Annotated in this window: 23 protein-coding genes; 11 read left to right on the forward strand and 12 right to left on the reverse strand. The window is 74.9% G+C overall.

Going from position 1 to position 21574, the window contains the following annotated elements:
• Positions 1–17: 17 nt before the first annotated feature.
• The gene (locus ABT093_RS00880; protein ID WP_350558322.1) at positions 18–995 is read left to right on the forward strand and encodes an ABC transporter substrate-binding protein; all 978 of its coding nucleotides are present in this window, start codon (positions 18–20) and stop codon (positions 993–995) included.
• Positions 996–1053: 58 nt separating this feature from the next.
• On the opposite strand, the gene ABT093_RS00885 is transcribed toward ABT093_RS00880, so the two are convergent.
• The 3 genes from ABT093_RS00885 to ABT093_RS00895 all read right to left on the reverse strand — a co-directional run bounded on the left by ABT093_RS00885 (position 1054) and on the right by ABT093_RS00895 (position 5206).
• Positions 1054–2619, reverse strand: coding sequence for a protein kinase domain-containing protein (locus ABT093_RS00885; protein ID WP_350558325.1), 1566 nt, complete (start codon positions 2617–2619; stop codon positions 1054–1056).
• A 548-nt stretch (positions 2620–3167) separates the two neighbouring features.
• Positions 3168–4346, reverse strand: a complete 1179-nt coding sequence (locus tag ABT093_RS00890) for a hypothetical protein (RefSeq protein ID WP_350558328.1) — start codon at positions 4344–4346, stop codon at positions 3168–3170.
• Positions 4343–5206, reverse strand: coding sequence for an RNA polymerase sigma factor (locus ABT093_RS00895; protein WP_350559198.1), 864 nt, complete (start codon positions 5204–5206; stop codon positions 4343–4345). The genes ABT093_RS00890 and ABT093_RS00895 overlap by 4 nt, the downstream gene beginning before the upstream one ends.
• A gap of 299 nt (positions 5207–5505) precedes the next feature.
• Here ABT093_RS00895 and ABT093_RS00900 point away from each other — a divergent pair, with 299 nt between their 5' ends.
• The 5 genes from ABT093_RS00900 to ABT093_RS00920 all read left to right on the forward strand — a co-directional run bounded on the left by ABT093_RS00900 (position 5506) and on the right by ABT093_RS00920 (position 9234).
• A complete protein-coding gene (locus tag ABT093_RS00900; RefSeq protein WP_350558331.1) occupies positions 5506–6198 on the forward strand; it encodes a hypothetical protein in 693 nt (230 codons plus the stop codon).
• Between the two features lie 188 nt (positions 6199–6386).
• The gene (locus ABT093_RS00905) at positions 6387–7127 is read left to right on the forward strand and encodes a tyrosine-protein phosphatase (RefSeq protein ID WP_350558334.1); all 741 of its coding nucleotides are present in this window, start codon (positions 6387–6389) and stop codon (positions 7125–7127) included.
• Positions 7128–7198: 71 nt separating this feature from the next.
• Complete coding sequence (locus tag ABT093_RS00910) at positions 7199–7648, forward strand: GNAT family N-acetyltransferase (RefSeq protein WP_350558337.1); 450 nt, start codon at positions 7199–7201, stop codon at positions 7646–7648.
• 41 nt (positions 7649–7689) lie between these two features.
• Positions 7690–8394 carry a class I SAM-dependent DNA methyltransferase gene (locus ABT093_RS00915; RefSeq protein WP_350558340.1) on the forward strand — a complete coding sequence of 235 codons (705 nt, stop codon included), beginning with the start codon at positions 7690–7692 and terminating at the stop codon, positions 8392–8394.
• A gap of 84 nt (positions 8395–8478) precedes the next feature.
• Complete coding sequence (locus ABT093_RS00920; RefSeq protein ID WP_350558343.1) at positions 8479–9234, forward strand: Clp protease N-terminal domain-containing protein; 756 nt, start codon at positions 8479–8481, stop codon at positions 9232–9234.
• 110 nt (positions 9235–9344) lie between these two features.
• Here the strand turns inward: ABT093_RS00920 and ABT093_RS00925 are convergent, their stop codons facing one another.
• Positions 9345–9836, reverse strand: coding sequence for an NUDIX domain-containing protein (locus tag ABT093_RS00925; RefSeq protein WP_350558346.1), 492 nt, complete (start codon positions 9834–9836; stop codon positions 9345–9347).
• A 75-nt stretch (positions 9837–9911) separates the two neighbouring features.
• Positions 9912–10349 carry an SRPBCC family protein gene (locus tag ABT093_RS00930; protein WP_350558349.1) on the reverse strand — a complete coding sequence of 146 codons (438 nt, stop codon included), beginning with the start codon at positions 10347–10349 and terminating at the stop codon, positions 9912–9914.
• Between the two features lie 161 nt (positions 10350–10510).
• Here ABT093_RS00930 and ABT093_RS00935 point away from each other — a divergent pair, with 161 nt between their 5' ends.
• Positions 10511–10825 (forward strand): STAS domain-containing protein, encoded by a 315-nt coding sequence (locus ABT093_RS00935; protein WP_350558352.1) that lies wholly within the window; start codon positions 10511–10513, stop codon positions 10823–10825.
• Here ABT093_RS00935 and ABT093_RS00940 read toward each other — a convergent pair.
• The 3 genes from ABT093_RS00940 to ABT093_RS00950 form a co-directional block, all read right to left on the reverse strand.
• A complete protein-coding gene (locus ABT093_RS00940) occupies positions 10730–11734 on the reverse strand; it encodes a sigma-70 family RNA polymerase sigma factor (protein WP_350558355.1) in 1005 nt (334 codons plus the stop codon). The genes ABT093_RS00935 and ABT093_RS00940 overlap by 96 nt on opposite strands.
• Positions 11735–11879: 145 nt before the next feature.
• Positions 11880–12152: a hypothetical protein gene (locus ABT093_RS00945; protein ID WP_350558358.1), complete on the reverse strand. Its 273-nt coding sequence runs from the start codon at positions 12150–12152 to the stop codon at positions 11880–11882.
• Positions 12153–12269: 117 nt separating this feature from the next.
• Positions 12270–12536 carry a UBP-type zinc finger domain-containing protein gene (locus ABT093_RS00950; protein WP_350558361.1) on the reverse strand — a complete coding sequence of 89 codons (267 nt, stop codon included), beginning with the start codon at positions 12534–12536 and terminating at the stop codon, positions 12270–12272.
• Positions 12537–12612: 76 nt separating this feature from the next.
• Here ABT093_RS00950 and ABT093_RS00955 point away from each other — a divergent pair, with 76 nt between their 5' ends.
• A complete protein-coding gene (locus ABT093_RS00955; RefSeq protein WP_350558364.1) occupies positions 12613–15096 on the forward strand; it encodes a lysylphosphatidylglycerol synthase domain-containing protein in 2484 nt (827 codons plus the stop codon).
• 20 nt (positions 15097–15116) lie between these two features.
• Here the strand turns inward: ABT093_RS00955 and ABT093_RS00960 are convergent, their stop codons facing one another.
• Positions 15117–15317 carry a hypothetical protein gene (locus tag ABT093_RS00960; RefSeq protein ID WP_350558367.1) on the reverse strand — a complete coding sequence of 67 codons (201 nt, stop codon included), beginning with the start codon at positions 15315–15317 and terminating at the stop codon, positions 15117–15119.
• Positions 15318–15527: 210 nt separating this feature from the next.
• Here ABT093_RS00960 and ABT093_RS00965 point away from each other — a divergent pair, with 210 nt between their 5' ends.
• From ABT093_RS00965 to ABT093_RS00975, 3 genes are all read left to right on the forward strand, one after another.
• The gene (locus ABT093_RS00965; protein ID WP_350558370.1) at positions 15528–15998 is read left to right on the forward strand and encodes a carboxymuconolactone decarboxylase family protein; all 471 of its coding nucleotides are present in this window, start codon (positions 15528–15530) and stop codon (positions 15996–15998) included.
• A 127-nt stretch (positions 15999–16125) separates the two neighbouring features.
• Positions 16126–16770 carry a class I SAM-dependent methyltransferase gene (locus ABT093_RS00970; protein WP_350558373.1) on the forward strand — a complete coding sequence of 215 codons (645 nt, stop codon included), beginning with the start codon at positions 16126–16128 and terminating at the stop codon, positions 16768–16770.
• A complete protein-coding gene (locus tag ABT093_RS00975) occupies positions 16767–17345 on the forward strand; it encodes a TrmH family RNA methyltransferase (RefSeq protein ID WP_350558376.1) in 579 nt (192 codons plus the stop codon). The genes ABT093_RS00970 and ABT093_RS00975 overlap by 4 nt, the downstream gene beginning before the upstream one ends.
• A gap of 45 nt (positions 17346–17390) precedes the next feature.
• Here ABT093_RS00975 and ABT093_RS00980 read toward each other — a convergent pair whose 3' ends face one another.
• From ABT093_RS00980 to ABT093_RS00990, 3 genes are all read right to left on the reverse strand, one after another.
• Positions 17391–18449: an MDR family NADP-dependent oxidoreductase gene (locus ABT093_RS00980; RefSeq protein ID WP_350558379.1), complete on the reverse strand. Its 1059-nt coding sequence runs from the start codon at positions 18447–18449 to the stop codon at positions 17391–17393.
• Positions 18446–20215: a phytoene desaturase family protein gene (locus ABT093_RS00985; RefSeq protein ID WP_350558382.1), complete on the reverse strand. Its 1770-nt coding sequence runs from the start codon at positions 20213–20215 to the stop codon at positions 18446–18448. The genes ABT093_RS00980 and ABT093_RS00985 overlap by 4 nt, the downstream gene beginning before the upstream one ends.
• Before the next feature lie 122 nt (positions 20216–20337).
• On the reverse strand, positions 20338–21528 hold the full coding sequence (locus tag ABT093_RS00990) for a cytochrome P450 (RefSeq protein WP_350558385.1): 1191 nt from the start codon (positions 21526–21528) through the stop codon (positions 20338–20340).
• Between the last annotated feature and the right edge of the window lie 46 nt (positions 21529–21574).

Consider the following 21574-nt stretch of genomic DNA (forward strand, 5'->3'; position numbering starts at 1 on the left):
CGTCGTCCGAGGTGCCGATGTCCCCGCTCACCCGCCGCACCCTGCTGACCGCGCTCGGCGGCGCCGCGCTCACCGGCTGCACCACCCGCCACCCCGCGCCCCCGCCGGCCGACCACCCGGCCGCCGCCGAGCCGCCCTCCCCCACCCCGCTGCCGGCCGTCACCGTGTCCGCCGCCACCGGTCCGGTCACCGTGCCCGGCGCGCCGATGCGGGTCGTCACCCTGGACACCGCCGAGCTGGACTCCGCACTCACCCTCGGCATCACCCCGGTCGGCGCGGCGCGGCCCGCCGCGGACCGGACCTTCGCCGACTACTGGCCCGTCTCCCGGCTCGACCGGGTCGCCTACGTCGGCCCGGTCGGCTCCCCGGACCTCGCCGCGATCCGCGCCCTGCGGCCCGACCTCATCCTGTCCAGCCAGACCCGCGACGGCGACCGGTACGACGACCTGCGGGCGATCGCCCCGACCGTGCTCACCCAGACCACCGGCGCACCCTGGAAGGCCAACGTCCAGACCCACGCCCAGGCGCTGAGCCGCCAGGACGCGGCGGCGGCGTTCGCGGCCTCGTACCAGCGGCACGTCAACCAGGTGGTGACCGCGCTGGCGAACGCCAAGGCGGGCGGGCGGAAGGTCAGCCTGCTGCGCTTCGTCGAGGGCGGCGGGATCCGCCTCTACGGCAGGCAGAACTTCCCGGGTTCGGTGCTCGCCGACGCCGGCCTCGGCCGCCCGGACGCCCAGAACACCGACCAGTCCGACATCGAGCTCCCGCCCGACCAGCTCGCCAGGGCCGACGGCGACCTGCTCCTCTACGCCGACTACGGCGACCCGGCCCGCAACGGCCTCACCGCCACCCTGGCGAGCCCCGCCTGGCAGGCCCTGGAGGCCGTCAAGGCCCACCGCGCCTTCCCCGTCGACGACCAGCTCTGGTTCCAGGGCATCGGCTACACCGGCGCCAACTACGTCCTCCAGCAGCTCCAGCGCTTCCTGGGCGCCTGACCCGCCCTCGGCCCCCGTCGCCGGCCCGGTCCGTCGCCGCGGCCCGGTGCCCGCGCGGTCAGTCCTCCTCGTCGGCGACGGCGTTGAGCGAGGTGACGAGGGAGGAGAGCCGGGAGTTCCAGTTCTGGTAGGTGGAGCCGTCGACGGCGTGCTTCTTGGCGAGGTCGCGGACGGTCCGCTGGGCGCCCTTCAGCTTCGCGGCGGCGTCGTCGGGGCGGCCCTCGTTGAGGAGGGCGGTGGCCTCGTCGAGGGTGTGCAGCAGGTCGATCTGGCGGCCGCGTTCCTTCTCCAGCTGGGTCTGCGCGATGCTCTGCCGCAGGGCGTTGATCTGGACCAGCGGAGCCGGGTTGTGCGGGGCCGGGGTGGTGGCGGGGGCCGTCGGGGTCGGACGGGCGGACGGGGTGGTGGCGCTCGGCGTCGGGGTCGGCGTCGGGGTGGGCGTGGCCGCCGGGGTGGTGGGGGCGGTCGCGGTGGGGCGGGTGGACGGTGCGGCGACGGGGGTGGTCGGGTCGTCGAAGGCGGTGAGCGCGAGCACCGCGGCGCCCGCGACCCCGGCCAGGCCGAGGGCGCCGAACACGATCGGCTTGCGGCGGCTCTCGCGCTCGGGCTCCGGCATCGGCGGCGGGGCCGCCGGGATCGGCGCCATCACCGAGGTGGGGGCCGGCGGCGCCGGCTGGGGCGGCAGGAGCGTGGTGTGCTGCTGGTCTCCCCCGGCCGCCGGGAAGGCGGCGGGGAAGGCCGTGGGAACGGCGGGCGGCAACGGCGGGGCGGCGGCCAGCAGTTCGGTGGTCGGGTCGGCCGGCACCAGCCCCGGCACGCAGGCCAGCAGTTCGGCCCGCGCCGCGAAGGCGTCCGCCGGCCGGTCGCCCGGGTGCTTGGCGAGCAGCCGCAGCACCGCCGCGTCCAGCGCGGGCGGCAGGCCGGGGCGCCGGAGCGAAGGCGGCAGCGGCTGCTCCCCGACGTGCTTGTAGGCGATCGCCACCGGCGTCTCGGCGGTGAACGGCGGCGCGCCGGTGAGCATCTCGGTCAGCACGCAGCCCACCGCGTACAGGTCGGTGCGGCCGTCCAGCGGGCTCGCGGTGGCCTGCTCGGGCGACAGGTACGCGGCGGTGCCGAGCACCGAGGCGGTCTGGGTGAGGTTGTGCGAGGAGCCGGCCCGGGCGATGCCGAAGTCGACGACCTTCACCCCGCCGTCGTCGGTGATCATGATGTTGCCCGGCTTGATGTCCCGGTGCACCAGGCCCGCCGCGTGCGCGTGGGCCAGCCCCTCGCAGACCGCGGCGGCGATCCCCACCGCCTGCTCGACCGGCAGGCCCGGCCGCTGGGCCAGCAGCGCGGCCAGCGAACGGCCCTGCACCAGCTCCATCACGATGTACGGCGAGCCCTGGTCCACCCCGGAGTCGAAGACCATGACGATCCTCGGGTGGACCAGCATCGCGGCGTGCTGCGCCTCGCGGCCGAACCGCTCGGCGAACCGCGGGTCGTCGGCGAGGCCCCCGTTGAGGACCTTGACGGCCACCTGACGGCCCAGCACGTGGTCCACCCCGCGCCAGACCGTGGCCATGCCGCCGACGCCGAGTATCTCGACGAGTTCGTAGCGCCCGTTCAGCGCGCGTCCGATCACCTGGAACCGCTCCCCTCAGAAGCCCTGCCCGGGGTCCCGGACCGCCTCGTGCACGTGTGCACGATAGCCCCCGGCGGCGACGGCCCCCGGGCGGCCGTCGGACGGGCGCACCGACCGAGGGGCCACCGGGCGCGGCGGCGCCGGTGGCCCCTCGGGAAGGGGTGGCGGCCGGGGAACCGGGCAGCGGATCCCCGACCGCCGGCTCGTGGTCGTCCAGGACGACGGGTCACGATCGGTCCGGTCCGGACTGGTCGGGCGGTGCCGGCCCGCCCTGACTGCGGGCGGGCGGGCCGGCGGGTTCCGGTCCGGCCGGGCCGGCAGGCGCGTTCCGGGGTGCGCCTGCCCGCCAGGCCGGGGCCGGCCGGGCGACGGCCGGCACGGGGGAGCCGACCGTCCTCCCGGAGTCCTCGGGTGGGGCGGGGTACTGCGGTGGTGCGGGTCCTGCGGCTACCGCGGTGGTGCGGTCACCGTGGTGGTGCGGGGTGGAGCGGTCCGGATGGGCGACGGGCCCGGGGGGATTCGCTCGCCGCCCATCCGGAGATCGTGGGTCACCTCGGACCGCCCGTGGCGTCGTCGGTGCGGTCGGTCCTCGGCGGCCCGGGCGTGGCCGCCGCGGGCGGTGCGGTGGCGGGCTTCGAAGCCCGGCCCGCGCCGCCGCCGTTGTTCTCGCCGGTGCCCTGGCCGTTGCCGGAACCGCCGGAACCCTGACCGTTGGAGCCCTGGCCGCCGGAACCCTGACCGTTGGAGCCCTGGCCGCCGGACCCCTGGCCGCCGGAGCCGCCGTTGCCGGAGGCCGCGGTGCCGGACCGGGACGGTGCCGGACCGCCCTGCCGGTCGTCGTCGCCGCCCGCGCCGCGCAGCAGCCGGGCGCAGTACTCCTCGACCTTGTCCGTGCCGCCGGCCGTGGAGACCAGCCCGCCGAACTGGGGATCGGTGACCAGCGTGCGCGGGCGCTCGCCCTTGCCCGCCCGGTCGGAGAACGCCTTGCAGAGCGCCGCGTGGGCCGCCGGGTTCGACGGGCCGCTCCCGTCCCCCCACACGGAGGCGGACGGCTGCGGCGTCGCCGGCCGGTTCGCCGGGGCGGACGGACCGGCGGAGGTGGACCGGCCGCCCGAGGGGACGTCCGACGGAGCGGCGGAGGCCACACCGGTCGGAGCGGAGCCGGACGGGGCGACCAGCGGCCCGCCGCCGGACGGGATGCCGGCGGCCGGCACCCCGGAGCGGGCCTCCGGCGAGGTCGGCGGGGCGGGCGTCACGGGGGCGACCACGTGGCGCGGCTGGTCCGGGCCGCCGCCCAGCGGCGAGGGCAGATTGCCCGTCCCGGCCGCGACCGCGACCCCGCCGAGCGCCGTGGCGCCGAGCACGACGGCGACGGCCTTCGTGCTGAAGGCCCTCGTCAGCGCGGCGGTTGCCATCGAAGCTCTCCGGACGGGTGCGGGTGCGGCGGGTGCTGCGGGATCGGGCGCGAGACGGGCCTCCCGGAACGCGGCCAGGGCCGCCTCCTCCCCGGCCAGTTCGCCCGCCGCCACCGGCGCCGCGGCGGCGGAGAGCACCCGGGCGACCCGTTCCTTCGGCCCGTCGCCGGGCAGGAGGGGTCCCGCGTGCCCGGTGCTGCCGTCCGGGCCGGTGAGCGAGGCGTCCCGCCCGGCCGACGGGCCGCCCACGGCACCGGCGAGCAGTTGCTCGGCGGTGTCACGGTCGATCCGGCGGGATCGGTTGGTGCTCATCTCATGTCCTTCAGCGTCGCGGCCCGGCGTTCTGTCACACCCTGCGGAGAATTTTTTTTCGCGGCCCGTCCGAGCCCCGCGCGGACCGTCCCGCCGCCGGTCGGCCCCCCGGCCGGACCGCCGTCGTGACCCCGCCGGGCGGCCGGGATCCCCGGGCCGCCCGCGCCCGTCCCCGCGCCCGCCGGGAAGGACTGTTCCAACAGCTTGGCGAGCCGCTTCAGCCCCCGGTGCGCGGCCATCCGCACGGTGCCCGGGCGCTTGCCGAGCACCTGGGCGGCGCTCTCCGCGTCCAGTTCCATCACCACCCGCAGCAGCACCGCCTCGGCCTGGTCCCGGGGCAGCCGGGAGATCAGCGCCAGCGCGTCGGAGGTGCCCACGGAGGCGAGTGCCGCCCCCGCGGTGTCCTCGCCGCCGGCCAGCTCGGCCAGGTACTCGAAGGGCAGGTCGGCGACCGGCCGGCGGCGGCGGGCCCGCAGGTGGTCCAGCGCCCGGTTGCGCGCGACGGTCGCCGCCCAGCCGCGGAAGCCGTCGCCGTCGCCGGTGAAGGAGCCCAGGTCGCGGGCGATCTGCAGCCAGGCCTCGGAGGCGATGTCCTCGGCGTCCTGGGCGTCCTCGGGCCGGCCCCCGACCAGCACCCGCAGGTAGCGGAGCAGACCCGGCTGGACGGCCCGGAACAGCAGCCGGAAGGCCTCCTCGTCCCCGCCCTGCGCGGCCCGGACGGCCTCGGTCAGATCGACGGGGGTGGCGGCCGCGCCCGAGGGCGGGGTGGGTGGCGGACCTGACGTCGGGACCGGTCCGGACCGGCCGACGGCGCTGTCGGTGCCCGCTCCGGGGCGTTCTGCACTCTGCACCCGCCACATCATCCGCCATCGGGGCGAACGCGCCGCTCCGGCGGGTCCGGACCGCCGCCGCCCGCCCCGGCCACGGCCCGGCCACCCTCCGGCACCGGTCCGGCCGCCGGAGCCCGGGGCTCGCCCCCTCCACCGGATCACCTTCGGGTCGAAGGTCCCGAGACCGTCTGGCCTTCGCCTATGGCAGGGAAGTCGACAAATCGCCTACGTTATATGTGAACGAACGTTCCGGCCGCCGCTTTCGCGCCCCGCACCCCTTCTCTGCGCCGCAGGCGCCGCCGGTTGCTCCCCCCACCCCCAGGAACACCATGACCTCCGCCGCCCACGAGCTCTTCGAGCGCGGCCTGCGCGACCACCTCGCGCCCGCCCTCCGCCTCCTGGGCCTCACCGGCCGGGGGCGGACCTTCAGCCTCCCCGACCCGACCCACTGGGCCCTGCTCGGCCTGGTCGAGCACCGCACCGAAGGCCGGCTGCGCTACACCTTCGACCTGAGCCTGGTCCGCCGCGCCGACTGGACCGCCGCGGCCCTCCCCGGTCCGCGTCCCGACCCGCGCGCCGTCTACGGCATCGAGACCTGGCGGGCCCGGATCGGCGAGCTGCTGCCGGTCTGCGAGGACGTCTGGTGGGAGGTGCTGCCCGGCCCGCGCTGGCGGGTCGCCCTGGACGACTCGGTGGCGGCCGTCCGCCACTACGGGCTGCCCGAGCTGCGCCGCCGGGCCGAACGGGAGCGCGGCGGCGGCGCCGGCGAGACCTACCTCTCCCCCGTCGAGCTGGACCAGGTCAACGCCGCCCTGCTCGCCGTCCCGGTGGCCCGGATCCAGCGCGCCGAGCTGGTCGACGGGACGCTCGTGCTGACCGGCGCCTGGACGCGGGCGGACGCGGCCGCCCGCACGGTGCTGCGCGGCGTCGCCCACGGGTTCCTCTCGGCCGAGGACGAGCTCTTCACGGCCGTGCGCTGCGTGGACACCCTCGGCCGGCCGCTCTGGGACTTCGCCCGGTAGGGCCCGTCTCTCGGCACCGTCCCGGCGCGCACCGTGACGACTGTCATGCGGATCCCGCAACGGACGGCACTGCCGGGCGGGCCCCCGCCCCACTGAACATCCGACCGTCACAGGAACCATCCCGCTCCACCGGAAGTCCACATCACGAGGGGGTAACGGGACCCCCTCGTCAAGGAAACGGGGAACCGATGAGCCGGGCCGACGCGCAACCCACCACCTCCGAGGACCGCACTCTGGTCTGGGACGGCTGCCTCAACGTCCGTGACCTGGGCGGACTGCGCACCACCACCGGCGCCCGCACCACCCGCGGCGCGATCGCCCGCGCCGACAACCTGGACCGCCTCACCGCCGAAGGCTGGGACGCCCTGCTCGACCACGGCGTGCGCACCGTCGTCGACCTGCGCAACATCGAGGAGTACAAGCCGCTGCTCCCGCTCCCCGAGGACGTCGAGCTGATCCGCGTCCCGCTGGACGAACTCGCCGGCCCCGCCTGGTGGCTGGCCCACGGCCACCTCGACGGCACCCCGCTCGCGCTGCGCCCCTACCTCGACCACTGCCCGCACGCCGCCGCCGAGCTGATCACCACGATCGCCGGCGCCCGCCCCGGCGGCCTGGTCGTGCACTGCGGCGCCGGCCGTGACCGCACCGGCCTCGCCGCCCTGCTGCTGCTCGCCCTCGCCGAGGTCACCCCCGCCGAGATCGTCGCCGACTACCTCCTGAGCGCCCCCAACGTCCGCCCGCTCTACGGCATGCTCGGCCTGCCCGACCAGTACCGCCGCATCGACGCCGTCCTCGCCGAGGCCGGCACCACCGCCGAGGCCGCCGTCGCCGCCGCCCTCGACGGTTTCGCCCCCGCCCGCTACCTGTCGGCCGCCGGCGTCACCGCCGCCGACCTCGCCGCCGTCCGCGCCCGCCTGCTGCCCTCCTGACGGCAGGGGCCCGCGGAGCGGGAGGCCGGCCGGACCGGCTTCCCGCTTTGCCGCTCTGGCAGACTCCGGGCGTGATCCTCCGCACCGCCACCCGCCGGGACCTGCCCGCCGTCATCGCGCTGCTCACCGACGAGGACAAGGTCACCGGTCCCGCCCCGGTCGAGGTCGGCGAGGCGTACGCCCGGGCCTTCGCCGACATCGACGCCGATCCGCGCAACGAGATGCTGGTGCTCGACGAGGGGGACGGCACCGTCCTCGGGTACCTCCAGGTCACGTACATCCCGGGGCTCGGGCGGGGCGGGGCGGAGCGGGCGCTGGTCGAGGGGGTCCGGGTGCGGGCGGACCGGCGGGGCGCGGGGCTGGGGCGGGAGTTGATGGTCCGGGTGATCGAGCGGGCCCGGGAGCGCGGCTGCACGCTCGTCCAGCTGACCAGCGACAAGCGCCGCACCGGGGCGCACCGCTTCTACGCCTCGCTCGGCTTCGACCGCAGCCACGACGGATTCAAACTGACGCTCCGATAATCGTTCGCGACCGGCCGGACCAGCGCCCGATACTGCCGGGCATGGTGGACTTCTCCGACTTCGACACCCGCAACTACCCGACCGTGGACGTCCGCACCGGCTACGCCGGCTGGGTCGACACCTACGAGCAGACCGTCGAGGACGCGATGGACCTCGCGGTGCTCGAACGCCTCGCCACGCCGGCCTGGCCGGAGGTCCGCCGGGCGGCCGACCTCGGCTGCGGGACCGGCCGCACCGGCGCCTGGCTGCGCGGCCGGGCCGCCGCGGGGCTGGTGCTGGACGGCGTGGACCTCACGCCCGAGATGCTGGCGCGCGCCACGGAGCGCGGCGCCCACGACAGCCTCCGGGAGGGGGACGTCGCCGCCACCGGGCTCGCGGCCGGCACGTACGACCTGGTGGTCTCCTCGCTGATCGACGAGCACCTCGCCGACCTCGGCCCGTACTACCGCGAGGCCTTCCGCCTCGCCCGCCCGGGCGGGCGCTGCGTGCTGGTCGGCCTGCACCCGTACTTCATCATGGCCGCCGGCATGCCGACCCACTTCACCGGCACGGACGGCTCCGACGTCGCCATCACCACCCATGTCCACCTGGTCTCCGACCACCTGACGGCCGGCCTGGCGGCGGGCTGGACGCTGGTGGAGATGCGCGAGGCGGTGGTGGACGACGCCTGGATCGCGCTCAAGCCGAAGTGGGAGAAGTACCGCAGCCACCCGGTCTCGGCGGCGTACGTCTGGGAGAAGCGGTAGGCCCGGAGCTGCGGCGGGGCTCAACTCGCCATAGCGTCAACCGATGGTTGACGATCCCAGGGTCGACAACCTACGGTTGACGCTATGGAGAATCCGATCGTTCCCAAGACCACTCCGCTGCGCCTCGACGACCTGATCGACGCGATCAAGAAGCTCCACACCGACGCGCTCGACCAGCTCTCGGACGCCGTCATCGCGGCCGACCACCTCGGTGAACTCGCCGACCACCTCATCGGCCACTTCGTCGACCAGGCCCGCCGCTCCGGCGCCTCCTGGACCGACATCGGCCGCAGCATGGGCGTCAGCAAGCAGGCCGCCCAGAAGCGCTTCGTCCCCAAGGACCCGGCCACCCCCAACGACCTGGACCCGAGCCAGGGCTTCGGCCGGTTCACCGACCGGGCCCGGCACGTCGTGATGGCCTCCCAGGAGGAGGCCCGCGAGGCCGGCAACGCCGAGATCGGCGCCGAGCACCTGCTGCTCGGCCTGCTCGTCGAGCCCGACGGCCTGGCCGTGCGGGCGCTCGCCGCCCAGGGCGTGTCCGCGCAGGCGCTCCGCACCGCCGCCACCGCCGTGCTGCCGGCCCCGGACGCCGAGGTGCCGGGGCTCATCCCGTACGACGCCCGGGGCAAGAAGGCCCTGGAGCTGACCTTCCGGGAGGCGCTGAAGCTCGGCCACAACTACGTGGGCACCGAGCACATCCTGCTCGCCCTGCTGGAGCTGGAGAACGGCGCCGGGGTGCTCAACGACCTCGGCGTGGAGAAGGCCGAGACGGAGAGGTTCGTCGGCGAGCTGCTCGCCGCCTTCGTCGCGCCGAACACCGGCGACCAGCAGCAGGACTGAAGGAGCCGTTCCGGGGGTCGCGCGGGACGGGCGCGCCCCCGGGACACCTCGGCCGCCTCTGCCGCCTCGGCCGCCTCTGCCGCCTCTGCCGCTTGTGCTGCCTCTGCCGCTCAGAAGCCCGAGACGTGCGTGGTGACGATCCGCGTCCGCCCGTCCGTCCTCGCCTCCAGGGCCGCGCGCAGCCGCAACGAGCGCGCCGGGCCGAGCAGTTCGAAGGCCTCCTGGTCGTCGACCCAGCGGTGGTCGTCCAGTTCGCCGGCCGGGACGGTCACGGGGGTGCCGTCCGGGACGGTGCCGAAGTCGAACAGGAAGTGCTCGGCCGGGTGGTCGAGTTCGTCCGAGGGGTGGGTCCAGGAGATGGCCAGCAGGTCCCCGGCCTCCCGCACGATGCCGGTCTCCTCCAGCAGCTCCCGGGCCGCGCACTCGGCGGGCCCCTCCCCCAGGTCGATCGTCCCGCCGGGGAACTGCCAGTGCTCCCGGTAGCCCGCCTTGACCAGCAGGATCCGCCCGGACGCGTCCCGCAGGACGCAGCCCGCCGCCGCGTAGATCCGCGGCAGCGAGGCCAACCACTCTTCACGGGACTTCAACGGCTCGACCGGCACGGCGGGACCTCCTGGGACGCGGGGACAACGTGCGTCCCACTCTGCCAGCCGCCCCGCCGCCGGCCGCCGCGGCGGTCAGCCGCGGGCGGCCAGGTGCTCGACCAGCCGGTCGAAGCTGGAGTTGTGGCCGGCCTCCGCCTCCGGGCCGAGGAACATCGCCGGCACGTTCTCCTGCTCCATGAGCACCCGGGTGCGGCCGTCGCCGAGGTCGGCGAGGGTGATCCGGCCGGTGAGGCCGACGCCCTCCTCGAAGAACTCCAGCAGCTCGCCCTCGCGGACGGCGGTGAAGCGGCCTCGCACCGGGTAGCGGTCGCCGGTCGCCTCGATCACCATCGTGCTGTCGAAGCGCCCGCCGACCTCCGGCTCGATGGTCACGGTGTCCAGCGGGACGTGGGTGCCGACCGGGCCCCAGAAGCGGACGAACTGCTCGGGCTCGACGTAGGCCCGGAAGACGTCGGCCGGAGCCGCCTGGACCTCGCGGACGATGGAGAGGCTGCCGAGGTTCTCGGTCATGGTGGTGGTTCCCTCTGTTCGGTGGACGCGCCGCTCGGTGCCGCGCTTTCACAGGGGTAGACCGGGGCCGCAGCGGAAACTCATCGCCCTTCGGCGAAGTTTTTTCCGGGAATCCTTCCGCCGGGCCGATGAGGCCCGCCCGCCGTTCCGGTCTGATCCGCGTGAAGACCGAACCGCAAGCACCCGCCGACCGCCCGCTGAGCTGTGACCTGGGCGCCCTGACCGCCCCCGACCTGGCCGTCGTCGACGCCCTGGCCCGGCTGCGGCTCGCCGCCGCCCGGCACGGCGTGCGTCTCGTCCTGCACCACGCGAGCGGCCCGCTGCGCGAACTGCTCGCGTTCAGCGGGCTGGCCGCGGTCCTCCCCACCGGGGAGGACGCGTCACTCCCCGGCCGCCAGCCGCGGCGGCAGGCCGAACAGCGGGAAGAGCACGTCGGTGTCCAGGAAGTTGGTGAGCCCCGTGATCCGGCCCTCTGACACCTCCAGCACGATCAGCGCCCACGGCTCGTGCCCGCCCCGCGGACTCGGCCGGTACTGGCCGAACGCCGGGCTGCCGTTGGCCTCCACCGGCAGCAGCCGGGAGCCCCGGCAGCCGTGACCCGGCCCGAGCATCCACTCCCGGAGGTCCGCGTGCCCGGTCAGCCAGAGCGCGAACGGCGGCATGTTGAGCGTGACGTCCTCGTGCAGCAGCGCCGCCAGGCCGTCCATGTCGTACGCCTCGAAGGCGGTGACGTACCGGGCCAGCAGCGCCCGGTGGTCCTCGTCCAGCACCGGTGCCGGCCGGGACGCGGCCGGCTCGGCGGCGAGCGCGGCCCGGGCCCGCTGGAGCGCGCTGTTCACCGAGGCGACCGTGACGCCGAGCAGTTCGGCGACCTCGTTGGCCCGCCAGCCGAGCACCTCGCGCAGGATCAGCACCGCCCGCTGCCGGGGGGCCAGCCGCTGGAGCGCGGCGACGAAGGCCAGCCGCACCGACTCGCGCTGCGCGGTCACCTCGGCCGGGTCGGCGGTCTCCGGCAGCACCCGGCCGTCCGGCGCCGGGCCGACCCAGGTGACCTCGGGCAGCTGGGCGTCGGTCGCGGTGGCCACCGTGGACGGGCCGGCCAGGTCCATCGGCCGGGCCCGGGCGTTGCGGCCGTTCAGCGCGTCCAGGCAGACGTTGGTGGCGATCCGGTAGAGCCAGGAGCGCAGCGCGGCGCGGCCCTCGAAGCCCCGGTGCCCGCGCCAGGCGCGGACCATGGTGTCCTGCACCGCGTCCTCGGCCTCGAAGACCGAGCCGAGCATGCGGTAGCAGTAGCCGGTCAGTTCCGTCCGGTACCGCTCCAGCTGGAGCTCGACCGGCTCCCCGGCCGCCGGCTCCGTCACCGGCCCTGCCATCAGGTCCGTCATCGCCCGTGCCCCCGCTCGCCCGTCGCCGTCGATCGCCGGTTGCCGCCGATCGCCGGGAAAACTACCGCAGGCCACCGACAACGCCGCGCCGTGCCCCGGTCGCCGCCCCGACCCGTGGCCGGGACGGCGACCGGAGCCGGAGCGCTCAGTGCGCGCTGTGCTTCTCCGCACCGCGGTGGCGGTGGCCCTTGAGTTCGGCGTGCTGCGCGGGCGCGGAGTGCGGGACGGACGTCGCCGCGTCCCGGCCGCCGTGCCGGAAGGCGGACCCGCCCGCGGAGCCGGCGCCGGCGGACTGCGGGAGCCCGGTGCGCGGCCGGGGCGGGAGCGTCTGCGGCGTCGTCGCCATGCCCCGGCGCTCCAGCAGCTCCTGGGTACCGCCGCGGAGCCCGGGGGAGCTTCCCGCTGTTCGCTTGGTCATCGTCGGCCTCCCTTCGGTGGCCCCCGGCCGGACGGGCCCGGCCGACGGCCGCATGGGCGTTATGTCCCGATTGCTCGGGATTACACCTCACCGCATGGCCGCCGGAACGTCAACCGGTCACCCCATGAGCTCGTGGACGAAGCACCACCGCCAGTCCTCCCCCGGCTCGTAGGAGCGGATCACCGGGTGCGAGCTGTCGTGGAAGTGCGCGGTGGCGTGCCGCTGCGGCGAGAAGTCGCAGCAGCCGATGTGGCCGCAGTCCAGGCACAGGCGCAGGTGCACCCAGTCCCGGCGCCCCTGGGCCAGGCAGTCGGCGCAGCCGTCCCCGGGCGGCAGGGGCGCGATGTCCCGGGGTGCGGCGGCGAGGTCTTCGCAGGCGCTCATGGAACGCACAGTAGTGACGCCGGGCCCGCCCCGCTCCCCGGGACACGCCCCACGGGGCTCGTGGGACCATGCCTCGGTGGCGGATGTGACGGGAAGCGCGGCGATCAGCACGACCGGCGGCACGGAGGAGCAGGCGCCCCCGGGCATATCCGGCACCGGCCGGATCCGGCAGCCGGCCGCGCTGATCCGGCTGATCGCCGGGCTCTTCGTGATCGCCCTGGCCCTGCTGTTCGCCGACTACGCCCGCGCCACCACCAACGGCCTCGCCGAGGACGTCGCCGCCGCCGCCGCGCTGGTGCCGCACCCGCTGGGCGGCGTCGCCACCGGCCTCACCACCGCCGCGCTGCTGCTCCTGCCCGTCTGTTCGGCCGCCTGCCGCCTGTACCGCACCGCCGCCGACCGGCGGCACGTCCTGCAGCATCTCGCCGACGGCGTGCTGGCCGCCGTCCTCGCCTTCGGCGCCTCGCTCGCCGTCGACCTGTGGATCGACGGACCGGCGCCGTTCTCCCTGGTCTCCGCGCTCACCCAGCCGCTGCCCGGCGACCCGCTCGTCCGCACCGAGCCGGTGTACGGCTACCTCGCGCCCGTCCTCGCCTTCCTCATCGCCTCCGCGGCCCGCGAACGGCGGCTGCCGCGCGTCGTCCTCACCCTCTCCGCGCTGGCCGGGCTCGCCTCCGGGGCCGCCACCCCGACCGCCCTGCTGCTGGGGGTGCTGATCGGCTGGACGGCGGCCCACGGCACCCGCTGGGCCGTCGGCACCCCCGACCCCCGGCCCCGGCCCGCCCAGCTCCTGCAGAGCCTGCGCGGGGCCGGCCTGCGCCCGGTCGCCGCCGTGGCGGCCGGACCGGACCGCTACCTGGTCCACCAGCAGGACGGCCGCCCCGAGCTGGACGTCCAGCTGCTCGACCGGCAGGCGGTCACCGCCGCGCTGGTGCAGCGGGCCTGGCGGCGGCTGCGGCTGCGCACCGCCCCGCACCCGCGCGCGCTGCGCTCGCTGCGCACCGGGCTGGAACACGAGGCCCTGGTCTCCTACGCGGCCGTCGCCGCCGGGGTCCGCACCCGCCGGATCGCCGCCACCGCAGGGCTCGGCCCGGACAGCGCGCTGGTCGCCTACGAGCGGCTGCCCGGCCGCACCCTGGACGAGCTGGCCGACGAGGAGCTCACCGACGCGCTGCTCGCCGACGCCTGGGGCCAGCTGGCGCTGCTCCAGCGGCGGGCGATCGCGCACCGCGCCCTGGGGCCCGCCGCGCTGCTGGTCGACGCGGCGGGGGCGGTGCACCTGGTGGGCCTCGCGGACGGCGACATCGCGGCGGGCGAGCTGGTGCTGCGCAGCGACATCGCCCAGCTGCTCACCACGCTCGCGCTGCGCACGGGCGCGGAGCGCTCGGTGCGCAGCGCGGTGGCGGTGCTCGGCCCGGACGCGGTCGCCGCCGCCCTGCCGCTGCTCCAGCCGATCGCGCTGGCCCGCGGCACCCGGCTCGCCCTCAAGCGGGTCGCGCGGGAGCAGAACGCGCGGGGCGCGAAGGGCGGGCAGCCCGCGGCACCCGCGCCGGACCTGCTGGAGCAGATCCGCACCGAGGTCCTCCGCAGCCGCCCGCAGGCCCCCGTCCGGCCGGTCCGGCTGGAGCGGCTGCGCCCCCGCACCGTGATCGCCGTCGGCGGCGGCCTGCTGGCCGGCTGGCTGCTGCTGCCGCAGTTCTTCGCCACCGAGCGCAACCCGATCGCCGCCGTCGCCGACGCCGACCCGTTCTGGCTCGTCCTCGCCGTGCTCGCCGCGGCCTCCAGCCACGTCATGGGGGCGATGGGCTTCGTCGGCTTCGTCCCCGAGCGGCTGGACTTCCGCAACGCCGTGCTCGCCCAGGTCGCCGGGTCCTTCGTGAAGCTGGTCTCCCCCGGCGGGGTCGGCGGCGTCGCCCTGAACACCCGCTTCCTCCAGCGGGCCGGCATCCCGACCGCGCAGGCGCTGTCCAGCATCGGCGTCGGACAACTGCTCGGGCTGGTGCTGCACCTGCTCCAGCTCGGCGCCTTCGTCTACCTGACCGGCGTGGAGACCGGCGGCTCCGAGCTGGACGCGCTGCCCTTCGTGGTCGGCGGGCTCGCCGTGGCCGGCGCCCTGCTGGCCGTGGTGTCCGCGGTGCCGCCGGCCCGCCGCTGGCTGATCGCCCGGCTGCGCCCGCTGACCGCCGAGGTGCTGCCCCGGCTGGTGGAGCTGCTGCGCAACCCGGGGCGGCTGGCGGTCGGCTTCACCGGGCAGCTGCTGGTGTCGATCACGCTGATCGTCTGTCTGTACTGCTGCGCCCGGGCGGTCGGGGAGGAGCCGGGCTTCGCGGCGGTCGGCGTGGTGTTCCTGGTCGGCAACGCGGCCGGGAACGCCGCGCCCACCCCGGGCGGGGCCGGCTTCGTGGACAGCGCGCTGCTGGCCGGCCTGGTGAAGCTGGCCTCGATGGCGGACGGCGGGGCGCTGGCCGCCGTCACGCTCTACCGGCTGCTCACCCTCCTGCTGCCGGTGCTGCCGGGCTGGGCGGCGTTCAGCTGGCTCCAGCGCCGCGGCGCGCTCTGAGCCCGGCCCCTCCCGGCCGCCTACTCCCGGTACTCGTCCTCGTCGAGCTGGACGATCCGGCTCTGCTCGGCGACGTCCGCGACGTCGGTGGCCGGGTCCGCGCCGAGCGCGCGCCGCTCGGCCAGCTCGTCGTACTCGTCCTCCCCGGTCTCCTCGTCCGGCAGCACGGCCTCGTCGACCTCGTCGGCCTCGTCCAGGTAGTCCTCGTGGTTCTGCGGCATGGCGTCCGTCCTCGTTCCTCGAAGGTTCCTCGGAGGCTTTCCGACCCGATGGCGACTGCCCGGTGGGGTACTGGCAGTATCCGTCGGCCGCCGCCCGGGCGCGAAGCGCCACCGGCCCGTCGGCGTGTTGCCGCCTACCCCGATTGACCCGTCGAAACCGGCCCGGAATGCACCACTCACGGGGTTCACCCGCTGCCTAGGGTCATCACCATGACGACGAACGCGAACGCCCCGCAGCACACCGCCCGCCTCGACTACGCCCGCACCGCCCCCAAGGTCTTCCGCGCGATGATCGCGCTGGACGCCGCCGCCCGCGAGGGCCTCGACCCGGCCCTCGTCGAACTGGTGCAGATCCGTTCCTCCCAGCTCAACGGCTGCGCCTACTGCCTGGACATGCACGTCAAGGACGCCCGCAAGGCCGGCGAGAGCGACGAGCGGATCTACCTGCTGCCGGCCTGGCGGGAGGCCCCCGAGGGCGTCTACGGCGAGCGCGACCGCGCCGCCCTCGCGCTGGCCGAGCAGATCACCCACATCGGCGGCGGCGTCTGTGACGAGGTGTACGGGCGGGCCGCGGAGCTGTTCCCGGAGCAGGAGCTGGCCCAGCTGATCTCGCTCTGCTACGCCATCAACGCCTGGAACCGGATCAACGTCGCCACCCGCAAGACCCCCGGCACCCACTGACCGCGCCGGAGCCCCGCCCGAGGGCAGAACGGGCCTCCCGGCCACCGGGGTACGATCGGAGCCGTACCAGCAGGGCTTACCCACACCTCCCGGTGGCCCCGAGGCCCATACGAACGACGGGGAAACCATGTCCGGCTCGCACTACTTCACCGGTGCACCCGAGGTCGCCAGCGAGCGCCGGCCGATCACGGTCACCCTGCCGGACCTCACCCTGGAGCTCACCACCGACGCGGGCGTCTTCTCCCGCACCCGGCTGGACCCGGGCACCCGGATCCTGCTGGAGCACGCGCCGGCGCCCCGGGTGCGCGGCCCGATCCTGGACGTCGGCTGCGGCTACGGCCCGATCGCGCTGACCTGGGCGACCCGCCGCAAGCGGCTCCCGGTCTGGGCGGTGGACGTCAACGGCCGCGCCCTGGACCTGGTCCGGCACAACGCCGAGTCCCTGGGGCTGGGCAATGTGCAGGCCGCGCTGCCCGAGGAGGTCCCCGCCGACCTGCGGTTCGCGGCGATCTACTCCAACCCGCCGATCCGGATCGGCAAGACGGCGCTGCGCCGGCTGCTGGAGCAGTGGCTCGGCCGGCTGACCCCGGACGGCTCCGCCTTCCTGGTGGTGCAGAAGCACCTCGGCTCGGACTCGCTGCAGAAGTGGCTGAACGAGCAGGGCTGGCCGACCACCCGGCTGACCTCGGTCAACGGGTTCCGGATTCTGGAAGCGCGGCCCCGCCCGACGGCGGGCGAGGGCCCCGAGAGTGGACGAGGGACGACGTCGTGAAGCAGCTCCGCGGGACCGAACTGAAGCGGCTGCACCGCTCCTGGCGGCGTGGGAACGAGTTCCGGCTCGCGATGATCCTGGAGAACCTCCAGTCGCCCTTCAACGTCGGCTCGGTCGTCCGGACCGGAGCCGCGATGGGCGCGGAGAAGCTCTACCTCACCGGTGACACCCCGTCGGTGCGCTCCTCCGGCGCGCAGAAGGCCGCCATGGGCACCGACAAGTACCTGAAGGTGGAGCACCACCCGACCGTCGCCGAGGCGATCGCGGCCGCGAAGGCCGACGGCTTCAAGGTGGTCGGCCTGGAGCTCGCCGACGAGGCGGTGCCGATGTTCGCCGCCGAGCTGACCCCGGCGGTCGCCTTCGTCCTGGGCCACGAGGACCGCGGCGTGACGCCGGAGGCGCTCGGCCTCTGCGACCAGGTGGTCTTCGTGCCGCAGCTGGGCCGGGTCGGCTCGCTGAACGTCTCCGCCGCCGCCACGGTGGCCTGCTACGAGGCGCGCCGCCAGGGGTACGCGATCAGCGGCACCCCGGACGGCTCCGACGCCGGCGGCTTCGACGGCCTCGACGACGAGTGAACCGCCGTCGGCGGGAGGGGTGACCCCTCCCGCCGACGGAGCGGCTCACACCTCGACCAGCACCTTGCCCCGGTTGGCCTCCCGGTCCAGGTAGAGGCTCCGGTAGGCCTGCGGGATCGCGTCGAAGCCCTTGTGCACGGTCTGGTGGTAGCGGATCTCCCCGCTGGTGACCAGCCCGCCCAGCTCCCGGTGCATCTGCGCCAACAGCGGCTCGGTGAACCACTCCTGGGCGAAGATCCCGCGGATCGTGGTGCGCGGGAACATGATGTACGGCAGCAGCCGCGGCCCGGTCAGCTCGCCGTTCACCGTGGTCGCCCACTGCCAGCAGACCGCCACCCGGCTGTCCACGTTCAGCATGGTGAACACCGCGTCGGTGACGGACCCGCCCAGGTTGTCGAAGTACCGGTCGACGCCGTCCGGCGCGGCGAGCAGCAGCGCCTGCCGGGCCTTCTCCGCGTCGTCGCCCTGGGTGTAGAGCACCACGTCGTCGAAGCCCAGCTCGCGCAGGTACTCGGCCTTGCCCGCCGACCCGGTGGTGCCGACCACCCGGCCGGCCCCGGCCCGTTTCGCCAACTGGCCCACCAGGGTGCCGATCGAGCCGGACGCGCCGCTGACCACCACGGTGTCGCCGGGGCGGACCTCCAGGAAGCGGGTGAGCGTGCCCCAGGCCGTCATCCCCGGCGCGCCCATGATGCCGAGGGCGGTGGACAGCGGCAGCCGCTCGTCGTACCAGGACGGGTCGAGCCGGCGGTAGGCCGGGAAGACCATCGGGAAGATGCCGGTCGTCCACAGCTCCTCGGCCCCGTTGTGGACGACGTGGGTGCGCCAGCCTCCGAAGCCCTGCACCAGGTCCCCGACCGCGAACGCCGCCTCGGGTCCGGCCTCGACCACCTCCATGATCGAGTCGGCGCCCATGTGGTGACCGACCGGCGTCTCCAGCGCCAGGCCGTTCTGGTACGGGTCCACCGAGACGTACCTGGTGCGGAACAGCATCTCGTCCGGCCGCAGGTCGATCTCGACGTCCTCCACGACCTTCTCGTAGATCCGGTTGACGTCGGGCACACCGTCCAGGTGCTCCCGGACCACCCATTTCTCGATCCTCATGCCAGGGCTCCCGTCTCCACGTTCTCGCTGTCCTCGGTCGGTGCCGCCCCGCCGGTGCCGGCCGGCACCGGCGGCCCGGCCGGTTCGGCGGACCGGCCCACCGGGATGACCAGGTGCGTCGGCGGCGGCGCGCTCCGGTCGATCTCGGCGGTGAACTCCAGCCCGTCGTCCCGGCAGATGAACTGCATGACGTGCCGACCGGCGGCGGCCGCCCGGATCAGCCCGCCGATGGTCGCCCAGACCCCGGAGAGGTAGAAGTTCGACAGCCCGGGCAGCACCGGGCCGCTGCGCTTGATCTCCTCCTCCACCGTCTCGGCGCCCTCCACGAAGGGGTTCCAGCCGGGGAAGGTGCCGTCGTAGACGCCGGTGTAGCGGACCTGGGTGAGCGGGGTGGACACGTCCGCGACCGCCACCGCGTCCTTGAAGCCGGGGAAGCGCTCGTCCAGGAAGCCGACGATGCCGTTGCGCACCCGCCGCTTGGCCGCCATGTACTCCCGGCCGTGCTTGACCGGCAGGGTGTGCAGTTCCTCGCCCCGGCGCACCCGGGAGGACTGCTCGGGGCCCTCGTGCAGCGCCCGCCAGGGGGCGATGTCGGAGAAGTACGTCGCGAACACCACGGTGGAGTCCGCCGGCGCCAGCTCCGGGTAGTGCCGGGTGCGGAACTGGACGTTCATCGACGCGCAGCGGATCCCGGTCAGCTGGGCCGTCTCCCGTTCGCCCAGCAGGTAGGTGGTGCACGGGTCGCCCGCCGGGAAGGGCTTGCGCAGGCCCAGGAAGAGCGCCACGTAGCCCGGCGACAGCTGGCCCGGCTCGTCGATCAGCGAGGTGTAGAGCCGGCGGTAGGTGTCGTTGAGGTACTGCCCCTTGAGCAGCTTCATCACCGTGGTGTGGCCGTCGGCGGCGGACACCACGATGTCGGCGCGGTACTCCCGGCCGTCGCTCAGCCGCACGCCCACCGCGCGGTCCTCCTCGACCAGGATCTCCTCGACCTTGGCGTTGTAGGTGATCTCCCCGCCCAGCTTGCGGTAGCGCTCCTCGATCGAGCGGGCCAGCGCGAGCGAACCGCCCTCCGGCACCCCCGCGGCCTGGTTGGCGTGCGAGGCGAGCTGGAAGTAGAACGGCAGCACCGGGAAGGCCGGGTGCTTCTCGTAGAGGATGAAGTTGAACGCCTCGCGCAGCAGCGGGTCGCGGAAACGCTGCGAGAAGTCCGTCATCAGCACCGCGATCGACTTGCGGATGGTGTTGAAGTACGGGGTGAAGGAGGCCAGCATCCGCCAGCGCTCCAGCCGGCCCATCAGGCCGACCGGCTTGAGGAACGGGTAGGCCGCGAGCGCCTTGCGGAAGGTCCGGATCCCCGCGCAGAACTCCCGGATCGGGGCGGCGTCCGCCGGGGAGAGGCCGAGCAGGTGCGCCTCCAGCTTGTCCGGGTCGGAGTAGAAGTAGACCGCCCGGCCGTCCCGGCCCCGGACGATGTTGAACACGTCGAAGTGCCGCATCTCCTTGCCCTGGAGCGCGCCCAGTTCGAGCCAGATCTGGTACATCTCGTTGCCCGGGCCGTTGCCGAGCAGCCAGCTGATGCACCAGTCGAAGGTGAAGTCGCTGCGGTCCCAGCCGGTGCAGGAGCCGCCGGGGATCTCGTGCATCTCGAAGATCCTGGTGCGGTAGCCGTTCATCCGGGCGTAGCACCCGGTGGACAGGCCGCCGAGCCCGCCGCCCACGATGATCATCGACTCCCGCCGATGCGCGGTGTCCGTCTGCCGTGCCATTCCTGGCCTTCCTCGTCGTCCTTGCCTAGCCGTGCCTGTCCGTGCCGTGCCGTGCCTGTCCGTGCCGTGGCGTACCTGTCCGTGCCGCACCTTGCCGTGCTGTCGGTCGGGGTGACGGCGCGTCACCAGGCGACCGGGAGCGCCTGCAGGCCGTTCACCATCGCGTCCTCCTTCCAGCGCAGCTCGCGCTCGGGGACGGCCAGCCGCAGCCCCGGCAGCCGGGCCAGCACCTGCTCGATCGCCACCTGGAGCTCCAGCCGGGCGAGGTGCGCGCCGATGCAGTAGTGCACGCCGTGGCCGAAGCCGATGTGCGGATTGGCCGGCCGGTCCAGCACCAGCCGCTCGGGCTCGTCGAACACCTCCGGGTCCCGGTTGGCGGCGGCGGTGGCGATCATCACCGCCTCGCCGGCCCGGATCACCACCCTGCCCAGCTCGACGTCCTCGGTGGCGTACCGGGGCAGGCTGAAGCCGGTGAGCAGCGGCACGTAGCGCATCAGTTCCTCGACCGCCTTGGGGATCAGCTCGGGCCGCTCCCGAAGCCGCGCCAACTCCTGCGGGTTCACCAGCAGTTGGTGAAAGAAGTTGCCGATCTGGTTGGTGGTCGAGACGAACCCGGCGATCAGGAGGTCGCAGGCGATGGAGAGCAGCTCCTCCTCGCTGATCAGCCGCTGCTCCCGGCAGGCCCGGACCAGCGTGGTGAGCAGGTCCGGGCCGGGCTCGCGGCCGCGCAGCTCCAGCACCCCGGCCATGTAGTCGATGAAGGCCTGGCCGTCGACGGCCAGCACCTCGCCGGGGGTGACGGCGGAGAGCACCGTCTCCGCCCACCGCCACAGCATCCGGTGGTCCTCGGCCGGGATGCCGAGCACCTCGCAGATGATGGTGGTCGGCATCGGGATCGCGAAGTCCTCCACCAGCTCGGCCGGCTGCCCCTTGGCGAGGATGCCGTCGAGCAGTTCGTCGGCCAGCTCCCGGGCCCGCACCCGCAGCCGCTCGACCCGGCGGGCGCTGAACTCCTTGGCCACCAGCGAGCGCAGCCGGGTGTGCTCGGGCGGCTCGGTGGAGAACAGGCCGGCGCCGGTGCGGGCCACCGGACGCATCCGCGGCTGGTCCTCGCCCATCGCGGCGGCCAGGCTGAACCGCGGGTCGCCGAGCACCGTCCGGACGTCCTCGTACCGGGTGACCAGCCAGGCGCCGTCGCCGTACGGCATCCGGATCCTGACCAGCGGCTGCTCGCGCAACTCGGCGTACCGGGGGTCGAGTTCGAGCCCGTTCGGCTCAAAGGGGTAGGTCAGCGGGGGGTGCTGGCGGAGCATCGGCGGATCCGTCTCTCGTGCGGGGGCGGGCAGGCTCGGGGCGCGG

The sequence above is a fragment of the Kitasatospora sp. NPDC002551 genome, from assembly GCF_040296005.1.
Classification (GTDB): Bacteria; Actinomycetota; Actinomycetes; order Streptomycetales; family Streptomycetaceae; genus Kitasatospora.